Source organism: Candidatus Bathycorpusculum sp., assembly GCF_009778815.1.
GTDB lineage: Archaea > Thermoproteota > Bathyarchaeia > Bathyarchaeales > Bathycorpusculaceae > Bathycorpusculum > Bathycorpusculum hydrogenotrophicum.
In genome coordinates this window covers 1-21,489 of record NZ_WRFL01000028.1, presented here as the reverse complement: position 1 = coordinate 21,489, position 21,489 = coordinate 1, and the positions used below count along the sequence as shown (strand labels likewise).

General features: G+C 41.7%; 16 protein-coding genes. All 16 read left to right on the top strand.

Annotation, left to right across the window (positions count from 1 at the left end; translation table 11 throughout):
- The first annotated feature begins 162 nt into the window (after window positions 1–162).
- Window positions 163–1,236 carry an iron ABC transporter permease gene (locus tag FWF39_RS06745; RefSeq protein ID WP_343382678.1) on the top strand — a complete coding sequence of 358 codons (1,074 nt, stop codon included), beginning with the start codon at window positions 163–165 and terminating at the stop codon, window positions 1,234–1,236.
- A gap of 2 nt (window positions 1,237–1,238) precedes the next feature.
- Window positions 1,239–2,066 (top strand): ABC transporter ATP-binding protein, encoded by an 828-nt coding sequence (locus FWF39_RS06740; RefSeq protein ID WP_343382687.1) that lies wholly within the window; start codon window positions 1,239–1,241, stop codon window positions 2,064–2,066.
- On the top strand, window positions 2,063–5,806 hold the full coding sequence (gene cobN, locus FWF39_RS06735) for a cobaltochelatase subunit CobN (RefSeq protein WP_343382677.1): 3,744 nt from the start codon (window positions 2,063–2,065) through the stop codon (window positions 5,804–5,806). The genes FWF39_RS06740 and cobN overlap by 4 nt, the downstream gene beginning before the upstream one ends.
- The gene (locus tag FWF39_RS06730) at window positions 5,796–6,593 is read left to right on the top strand and encodes an adenosylcobinamide amidohydrolase (RefSeq protein ID WP_343382676.1); all 798 of its coding nucleotides are present in this window, start codon (window positions 5,796–5,798) and stop codon (window positions 6,591–6,593) included. Before cobN ends, FWF39_RS06730 begins: the two co-directional genes overlap by 11 nt.
- Before the next feature lie 9 nt (window positions 6,594–6,602).
- Window positions 6,603–7,466 (top strand): ABC transporter ATP-binding protein, encoded by an 864-nt coding sequence (locus tag FWF39_RS06725; protein ID WP_343382675.1) that lies wholly within the window; start codon window positions 6,603–6,605, stop codon window positions 7,464–7,466.
- The gene (locus tag FWF39_RS06720) at window positions 7,466–8,212 is read left to right on the top strand and encodes an ABC transporter permease (RefSeq protein ID WP_343382674.1); all 747 of its coding nucleotides are present in this window, start codon (window positions 7,466–7,468) and stop codon (window positions 8,210–8,212) included. Before FWF39_RS06725 ends, FWF39_RS06720 begins: the two co-directional genes overlap by 1 nt.
- 280 nt (window positions 8,213–8,492) lie before the next feature.
- On the top strand, window positions 8,493–9,530 hold the full coding sequence (locus tag FWF39_RS06715; RefSeq protein ID WP_343382673.1) for an ABC transporter substrate-binding protein: 1,038 nt from the start codon (window positions 8,493–8,495) through the stop codon (window positions 9,528–9,530).
- A 134-nt stretch (window positions 9,531–9,664) separates the two neighbouring features.
- Window positions 9,665–10,648, top strand: coding sequence for an ABC transporter substrate-binding protein (locus tag FWF39_RS06710; RefSeq protein ID WP_343382672.1), 984 nt, complete (start codon window positions 9,665–9,667; stop codon window positions 10,646–10,648).
- Window positions 10,618–10,902, top strand: a complete 285-nt coding sequence (locus FWF39_RS06705) for a hypothetical protein (RefSeq protein WP_343382671.1) — start codon at window positions 10,618–10,620, stop codon at window positions 10,900–10,902. The genes FWF39_RS06710 and FWF39_RS06705 overlap by 31 nt, the downstream gene beginning before the upstream one ends.
- 225 nt (window positions 10,903–11,127) lie before the next feature.
- Window positions 11,128–11,997 carry an iron ABC transporter permease gene (locus tag FWF39_RS06700; RefSeq protein ID WP_343382670.1) on the top strand — a complete coding sequence of 290 codons (870 nt, stop codon included), beginning with the start codon at window positions 11,128–11,130 and terminating at the stop codon, window positions 11,995–11,997.
- 196 nt (window positions 11,998–12,193) lie between these two features.
- Window positions 12,194–13,144: a cobalamin-binding protein gene (locus FWF39_RS06695; RefSeq protein ID WP_343382669.1), complete on the top strand. Its 951-nt coding sequence runs from the start codon at window positions 12,194–12,196 to the stop codon at window positions 13,142–13,144.
- 36 nt (window positions 13,145–13,180) lie between these two features.
- On the top strand, window positions 13,181–14,269 hold the full coding sequence (locus tag FWF39_RS06690) for an iron chelate uptake ABC transporter family permease subunit (protein ID WP_343382668.1): 1,089 nt from the start codon (window positions 13,181–13,183) through the stop codon (window positions 14,267–14,269).
- A 9-nt stretch (window positions 14,270–14,278) separates the two neighbouring features.
- Window positions 14,279–15,616 carry an ABC transporter ATP-binding protein gene (locus tag FWF39_RS06685; RefSeq protein WP_343382667.1) on the top strand — a complete coding sequence of 446 codons (1,338 nt, stop codon included), beginning with the start codon at window positions 14,279–14,281 and terminating at the stop codon, window positions 15,614–15,616.
- Window positions 15,613–17,775 (top strand): nitrogenase component 1, encoded by a 2,163-nt coding sequence (locus FWF39_RS06680; protein ID WP_343382666.1) that lies wholly within the window; start codon window positions 15,613–15,615, stop codon window positions 17,773–17,775. Before FWF39_RS06685 ends, FWF39_RS06680 begins: the two co-directional genes overlap by 4 nt.
- The gene (locus FWF39_RS06675; RefSeq protein ID WP_343382665.1) at window positions 17,768–19,093 is read left to right on the top strand and encodes a nitrogenase component 1; all 1,326 of its coding nucleotides are present in this window, start codon (window positions 17,768–17,770) and stop codon (window positions 19,091–19,093) included. The genes FWF39_RS06680 and FWF39_RS06675 overlap by 8 nt, the downstream gene beginning before the upstream one ends.
- 1,308 nt (window positions 19,094–20,401) lie before the next feature.
- On the top strand, window positions 20,402–21,489 hold a 1,088-nt coding region (locus FWF39_RS06670), incomplete at its 3' end, for a hypothetical protein (RefSeq protein WP_343382664.1).

The following is a 21,489-nucleotide window of genomic DNA, read 5'->3' as shown; positions in this document are numbered from 1 at the left end:
ATTAGACTTGTCTGCATTGACTTATGGTATACCTGTCTGTTTTTTTACAACCGGATCCTCAGCACGGTTCTATCTATCTTCTTTACATGCCTCAATACACCAAACTCAAACACCTCTGACCAAAGCTATGGAATTAACCTCAGTAGGGCTGTTTGAGTATCCATGACTACGACAGCTGAGCTAAAAAAACTATACGGTAAAGGCAAAAAGAAAAAAATTCTTGTAATAATTTCTCTATTTTTAGCCCTAATGGCCACAGCCTTGTTCTCCCTTAGTTTTGGGGCTTCTTCTCCAGGCATAACTGAAGCCTTGAATGTCATAGTTTACAAAACTTTTCCTTTCCTCAACATCACACCCCCATCCGCTCTTGCTGAGACGATAATTTGGACTATCCGCTTACCCCGAATTGTTATGGCCATAATAGCAGGGGCTGGTTTGGCTGTTGCTGGCGCAACGATGCAAGGAATTCTGCGGAATCCTCTTGTTTCCTCTTATGTTTTGGGCATTTCTTCCGCGGCAGGGTTTGGTGCTGCCTTAGCTATAGTTTTTGGGATAAGTATTGCAACTTTGGGTGGATACCTTGTAATCGGTAACGCCTTTGTTTTTTGTTTACTGGCTATGGTTATCGTTTATTTTGTTGCACGTATACGCGGCATGGGTTCAGAGTCAGTGATATTGGCTGGTGTGGCCGTTGGTTTTCTTTTCTCTGCTCTGCTTTCCTTAGTACAATATATCTCTCCTGAACGAAACGCGGTTCAAGCCATTGTTTTTTGGCTCATGGGCGGACTCTATACGTCATCTTGGCAAAACATTTTGATTTGTTTACCCATTGTTGCAGTTGCAGTCATACTTATGATGTTTCAAGCGTGGAACATCAATATCTTAAGCATGGGCGAAGAAGTTGCTGTTAGTTTAGGCGTTAATTCTAAACGTGTTCTATCGTTTAACATGGTTTTGGAGACAATCGCCACTGCAAGCATAATAGCCTTCACAGGTATCATTGGTTTTGTAGATTTGATTGCTCCCCACATTGCCCGAATGTTGATTGGCAACGATTACCGCTACCTAATACCCTGTAGCATGCTTTTGGGCGCTTTTATGCTTCTTGCCGCAGATACCGTGGGACGACTGATTATAATGCCAACTGAACTTCCAGTAGGCATTGTAACTGCATTGCTCGGCGTTCCGTTTTTCATATATCTGTTAATATCTAAAAGGAGATGTAGTTTCAATTGAAAATGAATGTAAACAATCTTTCATTTAACTATGCCGGCGTTCCAATTCTAAACGATGTAGAATTCAACGTCGGCTTAGGCGAGTTAGTGGCTATTGTTGGTCCTAACGGTTCAGGAAAAAGTACTTTACTGAAGTGCATCAACCGAATTTTGAAACCTAAACAAAATAGTGTACTTATAAATGGTGTAGATAGCGGCAGACTATCTGTTAAGGAGCTATCTATGATGATGGGATATGTCCCTCAGACATCTGTTAGCGCTTTTCCTTTTACAGTATTTGATGTGGTGATGATGGGACGAAAACCCTATATCCACTGGAGCATAGGCGAGCGCGATAGCGAAATTGTTGCTTTAATGTTAGATTTTTTGGGTATTGGCCATTTAGCTCTGCGCCATTTCTCTGAACTTAGCGGAGGGGAACAACAAAAAGTCATTATTGCACGGGCTCTTGCACAACAACCTGAAATTTTGTTGCTTGATGAGCCTACAAGCTCTTTAGACATTCGCCATCAACTCGAAATCCTCTGTATTCTCCGCGGTCTTGCTCAAAGCGGAGGCCGTTCTGTTGTTGTAACTCTACATGATCTAAATTTGGCCAGTCGATTTTCTGATCGAATAATCATGCTCAAAAAAGGATGCGTTTTTGCAATAGGCAGTCCTAAAGAAGTGATAACTTCTCAAAATATTAAAACTGTCTATGGAATTTGTGCGGATGTATCAGCTTCAGTTATGGGCCGGCCCGTAGTTACACCTCTTGTTGATGATTTTGGAGATTTTACTTCTCGCGCAGCTGTTTTATTTGAAACAAAACTCCCCGAGTTGAAAACATGAAACCACTCAAAGTAGCCCTTGCAACCACAATCCCAACAGATATCCTCCCCGCGATAGCGGCAGCAAAAACAATAAACACAAAAAACCCAAATACTCTTGAGTTATGCCTACGTTCAGGTGGCGATTTCCGAGATTTTGGCACTTTAGATGCTTTCATCAACTTTTCTAAAACAGCCCATGTGGTCATCGTACACTTAATGGGCGATTTGCCAGACTTTGATAAAATAGTTGAAGCCTTAAAACCTCTAAAAATACCCCTCATGGTTTCTGCACCATTCTTTGGAGGCAAAGAACAAACTAAATACACAACCGTACAAACCGAAGACAAGCAAAAAATATATTTCTACCTAAACTATGGCGGCAAAAAAAACTTTGAAAACCTCTTCTACTACCTTACAAACCGATTCACAGGCACCAACTATGAATTTGAAGCTCCAACTAAACCCCTCTGGGAAGGCATCTACCATCCAAGCTTTGATACTGTTCCTACCTTAGAGGAATATCTAACAAAAAAAATTGATACTAACCGCCTAACTGTGGGGCTGTGGTTCCATCAAAGTAACTGGCAGGGCGAAACAACAACTTTTATCGATAATATAATCACTGAAATTGAAACTCAAAACGCTAATGTACTGCCCGTATTTTTCAGTGGCTCAAAAAATGAAAAACTAGGCACGAACGGGTTAGACTGGGTGGTTGATAATTACTTCTTAAACGAGAATGGCCAGTCGCGTGTAGATGTTGTAATCAGCTTGATTTCTTTTTCACTCTCAACTTGCCTCTCGGGTGTCGACGCAACCGCTACACTAAAAAAACTAGGCGTTCCAATTATCAAAGCTATACTCTCATGCAATACCTTTGAGGAGTGGCATGACAGCATGCAGGGCCTAAACATTATGGATATTCCTGCAAATGTTGCTATGCCCGAATTTGACGGCGCATTAATTACAGTGCCCGTCGCCACTATGAATTGCCGTCAAACTAATCCCACAACGGGCGCACGATTGATTACCTTTGAAGTTATTGTAGAACGAACTAGAAAAACGGTTAGTTTGGCTCTAAATTGGGGCCGGTTACGGAGGTTGTCTAATAGCCAAAAGAAGGTGGCTATTATTTTTCACAATTATCCACCCAGAAATGACACGATTGGCCATGCATTTGGATTGGATTCTTCGGCTTCGGTTATGAATATCCTTCAGGGGTTAAAGGCGCAGGGGTATGTTTTGGATGCGTTGCCTGAGAGCAGTCAAAAACTTATGGATACTATTGTTGCGGGGTTGACTAATGATCGCCGATGGGCTAGTCCTCAGGAGTTGAGTGAGCGTGCTTTAGACCGGATTTCTCTTGAGCAGTATGAGGTGTGGTTTGGCGGGTTGTCTTCTGGGGTTGCTGTTAAGATGGAGAAGGATTGGGAGAAACGTCCTGGAAAACTCTTCACTTATAATGGTGAGTTTTTGGTTGCTGGTATACAAAATGGTAATGTTTTTATTGGTTTGCAGCCTCCGCGTGGGTATTTAGAGACTTCGGCGAGTATTTATCATAGTCCTGATTTGTCTATGCCGCATCATTATCTTGCTTATTATCGTTGGGTGCGTGATGTTTTTGGTGCTCATGTTATTATGCACATAGGCACCCACGGTTCATTAGAATGGCTACCGGGAAAATCGGTGGGGCTGTCTGATGCGTGTTTTCCTGACATAGTTATCTCTGATTTGCCAAACATTTACCCCTATACTATAACTAATCCCGGTGAAGGTACTCAAGCTAAGCGCCGAAGCTACTGCTGTATAATCGAATATTTGGTACCTGTTATGCATAATGCGGATTCTTATGATGAGCTTGCAAAAATTGAGGTACAACTTCAAGAATACTACCACGCTAAAACCGCTGATCCTGACAAATTATCTGTTTTACGTAATCTAATCTGGGAAAATGTGATTGCTGCTAAACTTGACAAAGACCTAAACCTCACTCAAGATACTGCCTTTACCTCATTTGATGATTTTCTAGAGCAACTCCATGCATACATTAATGAGCTATCAGATGCCCAAATCCGTGATGGACTCCATATTTTAGGAGAAGCACCCAAAGATTTGCGCCTAGACAAATTCCTTGTCACATTGACGCGTCTTGCTAATGGTGAGGTGCCTTCGCTTAGGCAGTCTATTGCTGAGTTGTTGGGTTTTGATTATGAGTTTCTTTTGGCGCATCGTGGCAGGCTGGGAAGTGATGGTAAAACTAATGGTGATCATCTAAATGAGATTGGTGCGCTTTCTCTTGAGCTTATTCAAAAATATCACTCAACTAATTTCAACAAAGAACAAATCCCTGCCCTAACAAAAGAAGTGTTAGGCGAAAGTAACCCCAAAATAGACCATTGCCTCTGCTATATCAGTGATTTTCTTGTTCCTGCACTTGCATCAACAACTGATGAACTAACCTACACCATCTCTGGCTGTCAAGGCAACTACATACCCCCCGGACCCTCCGGCTCTATAACCCGCGGCATGGCCGATATTTTACCAACCGGACGAAACTTTTACTCCCTTGACCCGCGTATGGTTCCAACGGCGGCTTCTTGGGAAGTTGGCGTTTCTATGGCTGATGTGTTGCTTGAACGTTACCTAAAAGATGAGGGTAAATACCCTGAATCTGTGGGTATTGTTATCTGGGCAACCGATACCATGAAAACCAAAGGTGATGACATCGCCGAGATTCTCTATTTATTGGGTGTCAAACCGGTTTGGGAACGTTCTAGTGGTCGAGTTATTGGCGTAGAAGCTATTCCTTTGGATGTGCTTAAGCGTCCTCGTATCGATGTAACTATGCGCATCAGTGGATTATTCCGAGACACCTTCCCAGTTGTAGTTAATCTTCTCGATACCGCTGTTGAATTGGTTGCTGGACTAAACGAGCCGCATGATCAAAACTTTATAGCCAAACATGTAGAAACCGACGTCACCGAAAAAACCGACCAAGGTATTGACACCATAAAAGCACGAGAGGAAGCCTGTTACCGCATTTTTGGTGACCAACCCGGAGGATATGGTTGTGGTGTAAGTGAAGTTATAGATTCTAAAAACTGGAAAGATCAAACTGATCTAAGCGACATCTACATTAACTGGGGCAGTTATGCCTACACCCGTAAAACCTACGGAGTACAAACGCCTGAGCAGTTTAAGCGGTGCCTAAAAAAAATCAATGTCACCGTCAAAAATCAAGATTCCCGGGAATATGATATCTTGGACGGTGATGACTGGTATGACTCCCACGGTGGTATGATAACTGCCATTAAAGTCGTAGGCGGTAAGGCACCCCGTTCGTATTGCGGCGATAGCTCTGATCCTAATCGAGTAAAAGTTCGAAGCACTGCAGAGGAAACCTGCCTTGTTTTCCGTTCAAGACTTCTTAACCCAAAATATATCGAGGGTATGAAACGCCACGGCTATCAGGGTGCTGCTGATTTGTCTAGGAATGTGGATTTTGTTTTTGGTTGGGATGCTACGGTTGAGGTTGTTGAGGATTGGATGTATGAGGGGTTGGCTCAGAAGTATGTTTTTGATGGTGGTATGCAGCAGTGGCTTAAAGATGTGAATCCTTATGCTTTGCAGAATATGGTTGAGCGGTTTTTGGAGGCTATTGAGCGTGGTTTGTGGCAGGCTTCTGATGAGATGAAAAAAGATTTGCAAAAACTCTACTTAAACATAGAGAGTCTGCTCGAAGACACTAATGAAAAGTAACAAAACAATGGAGAAAAAAACAAAAATGAGTAAATGTATCGAAGGTATAAAAGAAACCCCTATAGATCTTCAATTCAAAGAAGCAACCGCTCGAGTTGTTTATCAGCAATACGAAGATGTATTGCTCAACTTGACGCTTGTCTCTTTTAATGAACTGCGCACTGTACTATCAACCATGGATGGATTACAAAAAGTCCGCAACGTAGGTAATGTGTATGTTCCCGATCCTTTGTCAAAGCGCCATATGACTCTGCAGAGTTATGACCAATTTACGCAGAATTTACCTATCACTTTGGGTCTTTGTCATAGCGACTTTATTTTTCTAAGTACCGGTGTAAATATGGAGTGTGTGGCAGTATGCGAAAAGATCTATGGTGATTTCCATGTTTGTTGCATTGCAACTGGTGGCGCTCGTGATAATGCTCTGCGTATGGGTGTAGATGCTGGTAACTGGGTTGAAAATAAAACTCAGATGCAGTTGTCCTCAGGTACCATAAATATTATTTTGTTAACTAATGCGACTTTAACTTGTGGTGCTATGGCTAGAGCGATTATGACTGCTACTGAGGCTAAGTCTGCGGCATTGCAGGATCTTGGTTATATGAGTACATTTTTGCCTCAACTACAAGCTACTGGTACAGGAACTGATAGTATGATTGTTGTTTCCGGTGTAAACCCGGATGTAGTGGTAAAGCATACTGGCGGTCATACCAAGATGGGTGAGTTGATTGGGTTTACTGCCAAGACAGCTGTCACAGAAGCATTGAAAAAATTTGACAATATGTGAGGGTAGTGTTTGCAAGACTATATCTACACCGAAAATCTCTGCAAGAATTATGGTTCTGTTACGGCGATAAATAATTTGAATTTGAATGTCCGTGCTGGAGAGATCTTTGGATTTTTAGGGCCCAATGGTGCGGGGAAGACCACAACTATTCGCGTCCTAACAACTCTAACCCGTCCAACTTCGGGATACGTCTCTGTTGGCGGCTATGATATACACGATGAAATTGACAAAGTAAAAAAAGTGATTGGCGTTGTTCAACAACATTTGAGTTTAGACCGTGATTTGACTGTTCGAGAAAACATGGAATTTCATGCACGTATACAGCATTTAAGTTCCTCTAAACGTAAGCAACGTATTACTGAACTGTTAGAGTATGTCGAGCTTACCGAATATGCTGATAAAATGATTGACACGCTCTCAGGTGGAATGAAAAAGAAAGCATCTATTGTTTGCAGTCTTCTTCATGAGCCTAAATTGTTATTTTTAGATGAACCTACTGTTGGGTTAGATGCTCAGGCTAGACGACGCTTGTGGGACTTGGTACGCCGCTTAAACAAAGATGGCACCACAATTTTCCTCACCACACACTACATCGAGGAAGCAGAAGTTTTGTGTGATCGCGTTGGAATTATGCATCATGGCCAATTAATTGTAGTGGATGAGCCTGCTAATCTTCGTGAAAAAGTCGGATCCATAGTTGTTGAAACTCTTGTAGATAATAAAGATACACATTACCAGTTTTTTGCTAACCGCGAGGTAGCAACCAATTATGTTAAAAATTTACCCTCAGAAGTGAAAACCGTGATTATCCGTGAATCAAATTTGGAAGATGTCTTTATTGAGCAAACAGGCGAAAAAGTAGGTGACCCATAATGTCTGCTCTTGGTGATATCTATTCAGTTTTCTGGGTCGACTTACGCAATATGCGTCGTCATTGGAAAGCTACTATAGCTACAAGTCTTGTGCTTCCCTTGCTTTATTTGGTCGCTTTTGGCTATGGTTTGGGACGAGGGGTAAACGTGGGTGATCTTGATTATCTTTCCTTTGTTATTCCAGGTATTGTTGGATTAACCGCGTTTTCAACTAGCTTTAATGGTGCGGCATCAAAACTGCATGTGGACAAATTTTTCTATAAAAGCTTTGATGAACTCTTGATGTCTCCTGTACGTTCACATTCGATTATTATAGGTAAATCTCTGATCGGTGTAGTGAGAGGCTTCATTAGTGCTATTGCCATATATTTGGTAGGTTTGATTCTTGCACCAACGTTACTGATTAGTCCAATATTCTTTTTGATGCTACTGCTATCCTGCTTTGTGTTTTCTTTATTTGGTGTACTCATAGCATTAGTTGTCCATACACACCATGGAATGGGCAACTTTACTACTCTGGTGATTTTACCTATGACTTTTCTGTGCGGTACCTTTTTTTCACTGGACCAATTACCTGCTGTAGCTAAGGCGGTATTGTATTTCCTGCCGCTAACTCACTCCGCTAATCTTTTACGTGCAACTGTATTGGGTTTGTCTTTTCCTTGGTTGTCCTTTGCGGGTCTTTTGATCTTTGGAGTGGTCTTCTTTATTGGCTGTATGGTTTCTTTAAAGAGATCAAGTGTGTGAGCAGGTTAGTCAAGTAAGGCTAACCTCCTCCTATTTTGTTTACTTTCTTTTTTTGTTGTTTTTTAGGGTTGTATTTGGCTTGACTTATTCAACCTAATATTAACTTGAGTTAAATTAAACCTTATTAGTGATTTAGTTGCTATCCAGTTAATAGGAGTAACTAAAATGCAAAACAACTTTGTCTTTTCTTTATTGTCGCTTTGTCCGCTGACCAAGAGCAAACCTCTGATAAATCGCGAGATGTTAACCCAAAAAAACTATGCTAAGGACGCGGATTTCAATGAATAAAAAATTTGTAATACTTGGTGTTGTTCTTGTAGTAATCATCTGCGTTTTGTGTGCTGGTGTATATACTCTGACATCTCCAAACACCTCGCCTTCACTAGATGCTGTCACAGTTATTGATGCCACCGGAGCAGAAGTAACTGTGCCCTATCCGGTGAATCGTATAGTTTGCCTTTCTGCAGTTGAAACAGTTTATGCACTAGGTGCTGGAGACAAAATAGTTGCTATAACTGGCATGTTGACTACTGATATTAAAGAGGTTCTTCCTTCACACATCTTGGATCTGCCAATTGTAGGCGATACAGACAGTGCACCTAATATCGAGAAAATAATCGAGCTGAGCCCTGACTTGATACTTGCCAGCGAAAGATTATCTGATGAAAATCGAAAAATGTTTGAAAATGCTGGTATTGCGGTAATCGAGGACTCATCAACAGGCAATAGACGAAACCAATACATCACAAATCTGGGATTAATCCTAAACGCAGAACAAAGAGCCGCTGATATTCTTAGTTACGAAGCATACTATTGGAATTTAGTCACTGAACGTGTAGCAAACCTGCCGCGAAACGAAAAACCGCTAGTCTACTTCGAATGGTACACTGAATGGTTCAGTACAGGTCCAGATGGTTCATATGCAAAACTAATCGAAGCGGCAGGCGGAATAAATCTCGGTGAAAACGCCACAGTTACAAATCCCCAACTAAACGCTGAATTGATAATTGAGCAAAGCCCTGACATTGTAATTCGTATGTTAGACTACACATCTGGTGAAACTTTGGATGCTTTCCAGAAGCTACATAATCAAGTGCTGAGTCGCCCTGGTTTGAGCAATTTGAAAGCCGTCAAAAACAATCAGGTTTACGTCATTAAAAGTACTTTACTGGTCGATCGTGATCTAGTGGGTTTGCTGTATTTTGCAAAATGGTTTGGTCCTGATTTATTTGTGGATATGGACCCTGAAGCTGTGCATGCAGAGATGGTGGAAAAATACTTTGGAACCACCATTTCAGGTGTCTATGTCTATCCATAAATTGTTTGCATAACCTATTCCTTCTTTTTTATTATTTTTTATAACTGTTTTTAATCAACTTGGATTAAACTTTAATTAAACTGAGGTTTATTAGCTCGGTGGCTGGATAATCCCCGTATAATGGTGGTCATACAATGAAACAATTAAATTACATCACCTTACACAAGATTCGCGTTAACTCTCGAATAAACCCTATACGAGCAACCCCCAAACTCCAAACAAACACACAAACAACTGCTAAAGGATTTAAGTTCCTATACCTGCTTATCGCTGTCATACTTATCATCGCCTCAACATACGTCGTCTACAGCCTGCTCTCCAATCCCGACACATCATCTTCCCCCTCGCCCTCACCCATGTCTCCCACTCCTTCCTTGCCAACCGCCACAACCACACCGCCTACCGTTACGGCTTCCTCATCTGATAAAACAACTCTCTCCACAAATACGCCCACACCAACTCCTGAACCCAAAAGCATCACTGTGATCGACGGCTTAGGCAGAAGTGTAACAATTAAACAACCCATTAACCGCATCGTTAGCATCAACTATGGTCTCACTGAAATCATCTGCGCCCTAGGTTGCCAAAACCTCATCGTTGGACGCGACGAATTATCTATAACTCCCCCCTCCGTTACCTCAATTCCCGTAGTTGCCTCATCATCAAATGACCCAAACCTGGAGTTATTGCTGGAATCTAAACCTGATCTGATCCTTGCAGACTCGATGATACGTACAAAAACACAGGTGCTGGCTATGATAGAAGATGCCGGTATCCCTATCTATATTGAGAGCACTGGCAACTTTTCACGCATCCTAGACTGCATACAATACATGGGCCGTATCTTAAACAAAGAACAAACAGCAAGTGAATTACACGATTTCTTAACCCGTTATCAAACCCTTGCTGCTGATCGCATTGCAAACGTATCACCAAACCAACGGCCCCGCGTTTATGTTGAATGGACAAATCCGTGGTATACAGCCACTCACACCTCAATTGTTGGTTTGATGACTGCTTCAGGGGGAATAAACATCGCTGAAGGCGGCCTAGGCACAATAACCATGGGTGATATAACCCTGAATATGTGGCAGAATCCAACCCCGATATTATCCTAAAAGTTGTGAGCGGCACAAACTATGGCGTTGGCCCGCTTAAAGCACAACGCGATGACGTTCTTGGTAGATCACTTTTGAGTGAAACAAACGCTGTCAAAAACCAAAAAGTCTACACATACTACAACATAATCACCCAAGGCATACGCTACCCCATCGGTTTGCTGTATTGTGAAAAATGGCTCTACCTGATTTGCTCTCAGACATCGACCCAGCCGCTGTGCAAGCTGAACTCTATCAGAAATTCTTTGGCATAACCTTGGAAGGCGTGTTTGTATATCCATGAGTAGCGTTGCCGACCTAAAACAGCTCTATAAAAAGGACAAGAAACGCAAAACTCTTGGTTTACTCTCCATTTTTATTTTCATAATTGTGGCTGTTGTGGTTTCGATTAGTTTTGGTGCTGGTTCACCTGGCTTTAGTGAAGCTGCGAATGTCGTTTTGTCTAACTTTTTCCTTTCCTAAATATTGCCCCTGAACCCATGTTGACTCAAAAAATAATTCTGGATTTGCGCCTTCCGCGTATTGTTCTTGCTTTAATTGCTGGTGCTGGTCTTGCCGCTTCAGGTGCAACAATGCAGGGTGTTTTGCGAAATCCTTTGGTTTCCTCCTATATTTTGGGTATTTCTGCGGCTGCCGGGTTTGGTGTTGCTTTGGCTATCGTTTTTGGTATAGGTGTTATAACTTCTGTCACTGGTTCTCTTGTTATCATTAATGCTTTTGTGTTTAGTATGCTTGCTATTTTGTTGGTATATGGTATTGCTCGTTTGCGCAGTATGAACACTGAAACCGTAATTTTGGGTGGTGTTGCTGTGGGATATTTGTTTTCGGCGTTGTTGTCTTTGATTCAATATATTGCGCCCGAACATCAGGCGGTGCGATCCGTTGTTTTCTGGCTCATGGGGGGACTTAACACTGCAACCTGGAATAGTATCATGTTTGTTCTGCCGGTGGTTGTGTTAACGTTTGTTTTTATGTTTTCGCAGTCTTGGAATATCAATGTCTTGAGTATGGGTGAAGATGTGGCAAAGAGTTTGGGTGTTAATTCTAAACGTATTTTGACAATAACTATGGTGCTGGAAGCCTTGGCAACCGCGGCTATAATAGCCTTTACCGGTGTAATTGGGTTTATCTGTTTAATCTCGCCGCATATTGCTCGATCATTTATTGGTAATGATCATAGGTTTCTTATTCCGGGTAGTGCTTTAGTTGGTGCTGGTTTACTTTTGTGTTCTGATACAGTAGCTCGGCTTGTGCTTGCCCCCACAGAACTTCCTGTCGGTATTATAACCTCGTTATTGAGTGTTCCTTTCTTTATCTATATACTTTTGACCCGAAGGAAGCAAAATTGACGTTGAAACTCAATGCGCTTCTACCTATCCCTTTTCTCATGAATTTGTGTTTAGTGGTTGTTGTTTTTTGTTTGTAGTCATTGCTGTTGGTTGTGGCGAAACTTTAGTTGATCAACTAGAGATTAATGGAGATTAACTTAAGGTTTATTAGGTTTTTAGTTGTTTTAGCGTTTAAACTTAACAGTTGGAGAGGCTTATGCAAAAAACAAAGTTATGGTTAATTATGGCAATACTTCTTGCAGTGATTGTAGTTTCAGCGGCTGTGGTATTTCTATATGCAGACCCGCAAAACAACGGTAGTGATGGTAAATCCGTAACTGTAATTGATGATGATGGCACTGAAGTAACTATTAGCTCAGTTCCTCAGCGTATTGTCTCTTTAGCACCCAGTATTACTGAGGTTTTGTTTGCTGTTGGTGCGGGTGATCAAGTTGTCGGTGTTACAGATTTTTGTGATTACCCATACGATTTTGTCGAATGGATTGCAGAGGGTAAAATGAGTTCTATTGGCAGTTATTGGCAACCTGCAATAGAGCCCATAATTGCACTAGAACCTGACTTGATTATTGCAAGTGGAGGCGGTGCAAGTGATGAAGCGGCAAGCAAACTGCGCAATATGGGCTATACTGTAATAGTGTTAAACCCTCAAACTATCAAGGATGTATTGGGTAACCTTGTTATCGTCGGTAAAGCAACCGGCCATGCTGATGAAGCCGCAGCAATAGTAGCTGATCTCACTACCAGCATCGATAATATAACAAATAAAGTTGCAGGCATAACTGATAAGCCCAAAGTTTACGTCGAAATATCTGATGACCCCTTAATGTCTGTGGGTCCAACCAGTTATATAAGCGATCTTGTTGCCTTAGCTGGCGGTGTGAGTATCTTTGATGACGCTGCAACCGCTTATCCAGTGATTGGCTCTGAAGCTGTTATAGCTAAAAATCCTGATATAATCCTCTCAAGCTATACCGCACTTAACAGTTTTAAGAATCGTCCTGGGTGGTCAAGTATTACTGCAGTTGCAAATACCCAAATCTATAACATAGGTCACGACAGCACCTTTTCGCGACCCGGACCACGGTCTATCAATGCTTTAGATGAGCTTTCCAAAATATTCCATCAGGAAATCTTTGACACTGCCTAAATCTTTCCCTTTCTTTTTTTAGAGGAGTCCACAAGGATGTTGAATAACCTTAAATCAATAATTGTAAAAAAATTAAATTCGCCTCAAAAAGCCAAAAACTGGCGTTTTATTGCTCTGGGGCTTTTTGGGCTATTGATATGTTCTATCATATTCTCCATAGGTGTAGGTTATGTCAACATTCCCGTTTCCAACATACTTGGTGTGTTTCTCGCCAATATCCCTGGACTTAACCGATTGGTTGATTTTCCAGTTTCACCCCTTGAAACCGCCCTGATTCTTCAAGTGCGCTTTCCAAGGGCTTTATGCGCCGCGCTTGTGGGCGCTGGCTTAGCTATTGCAGGTGCGGCTTATCAGGGTCTGTTTAGAAATCCAATGGCTGACCCCTATACAATCGGAGCCTCATCTGGAGCCGCTTTGGGTGCCACTACCTCTGTTATTCTCGGCGCCAGTATAACTGTATTGGGCATAAACACGATGCCGCTTTTTGCATTCGTAGGCTGTTTGTTAACAGTGTTTGGAGTATATGCCCTCTCAAGAGTAGGTAATAAAGTTCCAGTCCAAACTCTTCTTCTCTCAGGTATTGCTGTTAGTATTTTGTTTGGTGCAATTGTTAACGCTTATCATTCTCTGTTTCCTGATCAATTCCGTCAGACTTCTTTCTGGCTTATGGGTAGCTTCTCATATACAGAGTGGTCTGATTTTTGGAATGCTTTGCTCTTTATAGTCGTGGGTTCTGTGGTCATCTATATGTTTTCTCGTGACCTAAATCTGCTCGCACTTGGTGAATCTGAATCTACCCATTTAGGCGTAGATCTTGAAAGACTGAAGAAAATTCTCCTAGTAGCTAGTGCGTTTGTAACTGCGGCGGCTGTTTCAATTGGTGGATTAATTGCTTTTGTAGGTTTAATCATTCCCCACTTGGCCCGCTTGCTCTTTTCTCCTGACCACCGAATTCTAATAATCGCATCCGCTTTAATGGGTGCTACTTTTCTTGTGCTGTGTGACACTCTAGCACGAATTGTAATCGCCCCCTCAGAGTTGCCTGTTGGTGTAATAACTGCAGTTTGCGGCGGACCGTTTTTCCTCTATCTTATGCGAAGAAAGAAAAAAGTTGATGCTTCATAGGTGATAAACATGGTAGAATTAAAAGTTGACAATATTGATTGTTATTATGAGTCCACAAAAATAATTGAAAACATCAGCCTTCACACACAAACTGGACAGTTCGTAGGCATTCTTGGACCTAACGGGTCAGGGAAAACAACTCTGCTCAAAAGCATAAGTCATACCCTAAAACCCAAAGTAGGTACAATCATCCTAGGCGACCAAGATATCTATACAATGAAAGCTATTGATGTAGCTAAGCAAATGGCCGTTGTCTCCCAAGGATCTACTGTTGCATTTAGCTTTACTGCACTTGATGTGGTATTGATGGGCCGCTCACCGCATCTTTCCCGCTTTGCTATAGAGAGTGAAAAAGACGTAGCTATCGCCAAAAACGCAATGGCTTATACCGGAACCTTGCATCTCCAAGATCGTTTAATAACTGAATTAAGCGGCGGCGAACGCCAGCGTATCATTATAAGCCGAGCCTTAGCCCAAGAACCCCAAGTTCTACTCCTTGATGAACCCACTACCTTTCTTGATGTAGCTAATCAACTTGAAATAATGGATTTGCTCAAGCGGTTATGTGATGATAAAAAACTTGTAGTTGTAGGCGTATTTCATGATTTCAACCTTGCCGCCCGTTACTGTGACTCTTTAATACTGTTAAAAAACGGAAAAATAGTCGCTACCGGAAATACCGATATCCTAACAAGCGAAAATATTAAAACAATTTTTAACATAGACACCATTGTAAAGCAAAATTCCATGACAAAAACCCCCTACATTATTCCTCTCTCAATTAGCCACGCAGCACCCAAACGCAGTTTAACTGTTCATATAATCTGCGGGGCAGGAAGCGGCAGTTCACTTATGAAACAATTAATTGATGATGGCTACAACGTAACTGCGGGAGTATTAAACTTGCTAGATACCGACCAAGAAACCGCAAGCTTTCTAAAAATACCCATAACAACCGAAGCTCCCATGTCTCCAATCAGTGAAGTCGCTCACAATAATAACTTACAATTAATAAAAAAAGCAGATTTCGTAATCGTAACATCTTTCCCATACGGCTACGGCAACATTAAAAATCTAGACGCCGCCCTCTATGCGGTAGATCAGGGTATCCCTACTTTTATGATAGATGAATATGCATATCTAATCGGGTTGCAAGATTACACAAAAGGCCAAGCACAAGAAAAACTACAACTCCTCAAAAACAAAGGCATCACATCCGTTAAAGATGAACCCGCCCTCTTAGCCGCCCTTAATTGTTTAGCCAAAAAACATGCAGGCCACAAAACAATTGCCCCTCAACCAGTAACAACAGTGATAGCTGAGCTACCCGAGGAGGTTAGTCCTTGAAAAGTATTGCATTTTATGGCAAAGGCGGCATAGGCAAATCCACAACCATATCAAATGTTATCGCCGCACTGTCTTTGAAGGGTAAAAAAATCCTCCAAATAGGCTGCGACCCTAAACACGACTCAACACGTCTGCTCCTAGGAGGATTCACCCAAACAACCGTACTTGAACAACTAAACCGCACCGGCACAGTCTCCCTTGATACAGTGATGCTAACTGGCTATAACCAAGTAAAATGCATCGAAGCAGGAGGCCCTGAACCCGGCGTAGGCTGTGCTGGCAGAGGAATAATTCAAACACTCCAACTCCTAAAAGACCAAGGCCTAGACACCAACCAATTTGATTACGTCTTTTTCGACGTCTTAGGTGATGTTGTCTGTGGTGGTTTTGCTGTTCCAATGCGTGATGGCTACGCCGACGAAATATACATCGTATCATCAGGTGAAATAGCCTCCATCTATGCCGCCAACAACATAGCAAAAGGCTTACAAAGATTCACATCCACCCATGGAAAACTCGGCGGCATAATAGGCAACCAACGAGGAACAAACAATGAACTCCAAGTGCTAGAAGAATTCGCTAAAAAAATTGGCACCCAACTAATCGCCGCTATCCCACGAAGTGAACTTATTCCCCAAGCAGAACTGAACTCTAAAACCATCATGGAATTTGCACCCAACACTGAACTAGCCCATATCTACTCAGAAATCGCCAACCACATCGAACAACACTCAAACCCTGTAATACCAACCCCTCTCTCAGACACAGAACTCGAAGCCTTCATCTATGAATTCTGCTACAACACAAAACCCCAAACAACCCCTCCCCAACTTCCCAAAACCCCCCAAAACAATAACCCCCCAAAACAAACAACAAACCAAATCCCAACTAACTCTAAAAACATCATTCCAAACAAACCAAACATTCAAACCCCGACTCCAAAAGAACGCATACCCATATATGGATGCTCACTCACTGGCGCTTACAACATCATAAATCAAATTCAAGACGCAACCGCTCTTATGGATTCCCCCCAAGGCTGCGCCTACATCAGCTACTGTATACACCAAAAAGCCCCTCCCGACTTATACCCTCTGGATCTTCCCAATCTTCTCTGTACAAATATGCAAGAAACTGACGTGATATTTGGCGGCACAAAAAACATAGAAGACACCTTAATCTACATCAAAACAAAATTTCCCACCCAACCGATTTTTCTAATAACCTCCTGCACTGCAGGACTAATTGGAGATGACATTAACTCACTTATATCAAAATTAAACACCGATAACCAAAAAATACTCCACATTCCCTCCGACGGCGTAATGGGCGGCGACTTTTACTCAGGTATGCTTACTGCCTGCCAGTTAATCGCCGAACAATTCATAGATAAAACTATCAACCCAACCAATGACACCATAAACCTTATCAGCGAACAAAACCTCGCTACCACCGCTAACCCAAACTTCCAAACAATACAACACATCCTAACTGCTTTGGGCATAAAAATAAACTGCCGCTACATCAGACAAACCACCATAGACCAAATAAAAAACTTTAAAAAAGCAAAAATTAATTTGCCTGTAGCAAACGGACCCACCACCGATGCCCTCTGCGCATTTCTAGATAAGAACTTTGGAACCCAAACACTCCAAACCCCTGTGCCCATCGGATTTGAACAAACCGCCGAATTTACTCGTATAATCGCACAACAATTTGGCAAAGAAGCCTTAGCAGAAAAACTCATAACAGAAACCCAAACAAACTACAAAAAAGAGATCGAACAATTAAAACCCCATTTTACAGGAAAAAAAGCCCTAATCAACTCAAACGGAGCTAACATCGAATGGCTCCACTCCACCCTAACCGCTTTAGAGGTGGAAGTAAAACACATCAACGCCTTTAACATATTTGCCCCCGAAGAAAGAGCCCTGCCTAAACCTGAAGCAAACTATACAACAGACTACATAGAAGAAGCCATAAGTTTGAATCACCCAGATTTCGTTTTATCCGCCCGCCCTCTAATAACCACTGTTCCATGTGTCTCTTTTCCTGTACTTCCCCCCTATGGTTTTAACATTGGCTTAGACTATGCTAAAGCCCTTTGCTTAAAATTAAAAATCCCCTTTATCGAAGGCTGGCGATATGATGATGAATAATTCCTCAAAAGCTTCCCATAGACCCGACTCACTCATAGGCGCCATAGCTGCCTTTGAAGGCATTCAAGACGCCTGTACACTTCTAAACGGTCCCATAGGATGTAAGACATATCCTGCATACATGTCAAGCCTGATGACCTCACATCCCCAATCTGTTGATGTCAACTATTTTGCTGATTTTTATTTTGGCCAAACAAGAATCCCTTGCACCTACATAGATGAAACCGATTTCGTATATGGGAGTGAACCCAAAGTTACCCAAGCCCTAAAACAGCTCGAACAAAACAAACACGGACTCATAGGGGTCATCAATCATTCAGGTACCTCCATTATCGGTGATGACCTAACTCAAATCATCCAAAACGCAAACATTAAAACCCTATCTGTAGCCATCGACAGTACCGGCTTTACTGGAACATATGCCTCTGGATTTCAGGATGCGGTCATTAAAATTCTGGATCATATATTAATTAAACGTAATCAAAAAATTTCTCGTACCGTTAACATTATTGGCAGTACCATTTTTCATTATAACTGGGAAAATGACCTCACCGAAATTAAGCGGATGCTAAAACTTCTGGGTATCCACACAGTCTCTGTTATTTGTGCAGGCGAATCTATATCTAATCTGCAAAGAGCTAGTCAGGCTGAACTTAATCTAGTTCTCAACGAAGAATACGGTGACAAAATTGCTTCTTATCTAGAAAATAAGTGTGGCATTCCCCATATCGATTTAAATCTGCAGGCACCCTACGGTCTATCTGCCTCTGAAGCATGGTTTAAAGCAGTTGCCGACTTTTTTGATATCTCCAGTGAAACTATAACTCTTGAATCTAGTCGTGTTCGAAAGAAATGTTATCCAGCTCTTGCCCGAGTATCTTCTTTTACCAGTAGTCTTAGAGGTATGCCCTTTGCTGTTTTTGGTGATTCCTCCCAAGTTTATGCACTGACAACTTTTCTCTATGAATACTTGGGCATGTTACCGGTTGTTGTGGGAATTAAAGAATCAGGCCCCAAAAACTCTGAATCTATTAAAGCATATTTATCTCGTAATCTGCTAAATGCGCCTGTACTTGTTAACCCTGATCAGTATGAGTTAATGGATTATCTTAGAAAAACAACACCCAGCTTACTCTTAGGTAGTGGTATTGAAAAAAATATTTCTTTACTACTTCCAAGTCCGCCCCAATTTATCCCTATAACTTTTCCCTACCATGAAAGAGTTACCCTGACAACTCGTCCTTTAATGGGTTTTAATGGTGTTCTAACTCTTATTGAAGATATACTCAATGCAGTAAGGCATGTGAAATATTGGTGATTTGATTGTAAATTGATGCGTTTATTTTGTCAAGTGTTCTCTATCGTCTTTTTTAAATGTTGATTGGGTGTTTTCTGTTTGTTTTTGGTTGGGTGGTTTTTTGGTGTTTTGATGCTGGTGTTTGTTGTTTTTGTGTTTTGTTGTTTTGTATACCTTAAAGGTTATCAACTAAACATTAACTTAACTTGAACTAAAGTTTATATGCGTTGTTGGCTATTGACTGAAATGAGGGATAAGCCCAAGGCACATCGGTATCCCAAAATTGGGTGGACTCTCTCATGTGGTCGTGCGAAACCTGAATCTATCGTGGACCCGGTTACCCCCCGGGCAACCCACGTAGATTCATAAAGTTTTGATATTGTTGCTCTTTTGATCCTCATTTTTGATTTGGTTGCTTGTGTTGATGGCTGTTTGACAAATTCTGCTGTGGTGTGCAGAGTGCTGGTGGTGTTGCTGTGGGCTTTTTTTGTTATCTTTATTTCTTAACTTATAAAGATCAACTTTACATTAACTTAAATTGAACTAAAGTTTATATGTGCGGTTGGGTACCTCCCTAAATGGGGTGAGTAGATAGAAGCCTGAGTCACACCAAACTCAACGATCTATCATAGATTACCGCCAAGATCTCTGGAATCTATCGTGGGTTCCGTTTCCTGACTTGGTAAACAACCCGCGATAGATTATCCAACACCTATCCTGCCTTGAGGATACTTACTTTTGGTTAACTAATGCAAAGTATTTGTCAATTAGCTCTTAGAATGTTTCACTTGTAACACTCCCGCCAGTCTGTCGCTATCTGAAAAACTCTTGTGTGTATGTATACGGTGGCGTAGCCATACACTTGCCTATACACAAGTTTCTGCTAACGCTCAAGGTGTTCTATCTATTAAATTGACTACCCTTTGTTTTTGAGGTATATTTCTGCAGGTGTTAACTATTTTATTCCTTCATGCGGTCCAAGTCCACCTGTCTGGCCTTTGGGTTTTTCCTGCAACCCACTCCACCCTTGGTTTGATAGCGGTTCCATCAACGATAGAACAACTTTCCATCAACCCGTATCTGAGCACATATGTCAGTAACAGCCACTCTTTCCAGCCGCTTATTAACAATCTATATTTTGAGTTTTTCCCAAGCCCTCCAACAAAGAGCCATTCTTCTAACTTTAAAAAGTGTGGCCCATTTAAAAGATAGAACAAGACAAGCCCTAAGACGAAAAAACCTTAATTAGAGCCTTGTGACTCAAAGTAACATTGGGTTGGACTGGGTTTTTACCAGTCTTGATATCCCAATTAAATAGGTGAATTTTTTTTGAGAAAATTCTTAATAGTGTCTCTATTGTGTTTAACAATACTTCTAAGTCCAATAGTTACCGCAATCGTTTTAGGTGAACCTGCTGGAAATTGTATAAAGTTTCATGAGGTCTGGGATCCTGATGGGTCGGTCCGCAATTGGGTGCCTGGTAATCCCAAGGGTTACACTGAAGGTGAAACAGTTCCTTTTAGAGTAACAATTGACGGCGTTACAGAAGGGCAGACGCTATGGTTTATAGTAGAACTTGCCCTTAACACTTCTGATGCTTATGGCTTTACCTGTATAGAACCTTGGGATACAACTTTTTATCAAGATGGAATCAATATGACTCCACCACCATTTGACCATGCCTTAACAGGTAACATGGATGGATTCAACGCGGAAGGAGCCAAAATTGACACCGTTAACTTTCTTGGCTACAACGATGGATATCAAAGATGGAATGTAACCTTTACAATAACTGATGACACACAACCAGTTTACGTTGTATACGGCGGCCATTTAGCGGCCACTGGTGACCCTATCGCTTCTGGCGGTATAGTCCCTCAAGGTCAAGGTGCCTCTCACGGGAATGGCGTTTTCCAAGCAAGAGTAACGTCACCTGGAACTGGCGACAAAACTGTCAACATTAACCCTAATAATATAACTGAAAGGGCTGCTGTTGTATCATCAATCAATGTCGCTAAAGTAACGGTTCCCTCTGGATCTTCAACGCCATTTACCTTCATCACAACCGCTCCAATTGGAACTTTCACACTAACTGATACCTCCATACCCTGGAATAGTGGAAACTTGTTACCTGGAACCTACTATATCACCGAATTACCTGTCGCGGGTTGGAGTCTTTCAAGTATTATTGTGAATGATCCAAATGGGGGATCTACTGTGGATTTGGTAACCGGTACAGCAACTATCAACCTGCAAGCTAATAATCATGTAACTGTTGTTTTTGTTAATGTTGAGGAGGAGGCGCCTTTGTTTGGTTCTATTAGTGTTGTTAAGTCGACTTGTCCTGCTGGTTCTTCGGCTGTCTTTGATTTCGTTACTTCTGTTGTGCCTCCTGGGTTCTTTACGTTGTCTGATGG

Excerpts from the sequence above, each read along its gene's own strand:
- cobN (WP_343382677.1), top strand. The coding sequence starts at position 2,063 with ATGAAACCACTCAAAGTAGCCCTTGCAACCACAATCCCAACAGATATC.
- FWF39_RS06730 (WP_343382676.1), top strand. The coding sequence starts at position 5,796 with ATGAAAAGTAACAAAACAATGGAGAAAAAAACAAAAATGAGTAAATGT.
- FWF39_RS06675 (WP_343382665.1), top strand. The coding sequence starts at position 17,768 with ATGAATAATTCCTCAAAAGCTTCCCATAGACCCGACTCACTCATAGGC.
- FWF39_RS06715 (WP_343382673.1), top strand. The coding sequence starts at position 8,493 with ATGAATAAAAAATTTGTAATACTTGGTGTTGTTCTTGTAGTAATCATC.
- FWF39_RS06745 (WP_343382678.1), top strand. The coding sequence starts at position 163 with ATGACTACGACAGCTGAGCTAAAAAAACTATACGGTAAAGGCAAAAAG.
- FWF39_RS06700 (WP_343382670.1), top strand. The coding sequence starts at position 11,128 with ATGTTGACTCAAAAAATAATTCTGGATTTGCGCCTTCCGCGTATTGTT.
- FWF39_RS06720 (WP_343382674.1), top strand. The coding sequence starts at position 7,466 with ATGTCTGCTCTTGGTGATATCTATTCAGTTTTCTGGGTCGACTTACGC.
- FWF39_RS06685 (WP_343382667.1), top strand. The coding sequence starts at position 14,279 with ATGGTAGAATTAAAAGTTGACAATATTGATTGTTATTATGAGTCCACA.
- FWF39_RS06695 (WP_343382669.1), top strand. The coding sequence starts at position 12,194 with ATGCAAAAAACAAAGTTATGGTTAATTATGGCAATACTTCTTGCAGTG.
- FWF39_RS06710 (WP_343382672.1), top strand. The coding sequence starts at position 9,665 with ATGAAACAATTAAATTACATCACCTTACACAAGATTCGCGTTAACTCT.
- FWF39_RS06690 (WP_343382668.1), top strand. The coding sequence starts at position 13,181 with ATGTTGAATAACCTTAAATCAATAATTGTAAAAAAATTAAATTCGCCT.
- FWF39_RS06740 (WP_343382687.1), top strand. The coding sequence starts at position 1,239 with ATGAATGTAAACAATCTTTCATTTAACTATGCCGGCGTTCCAATTCTA.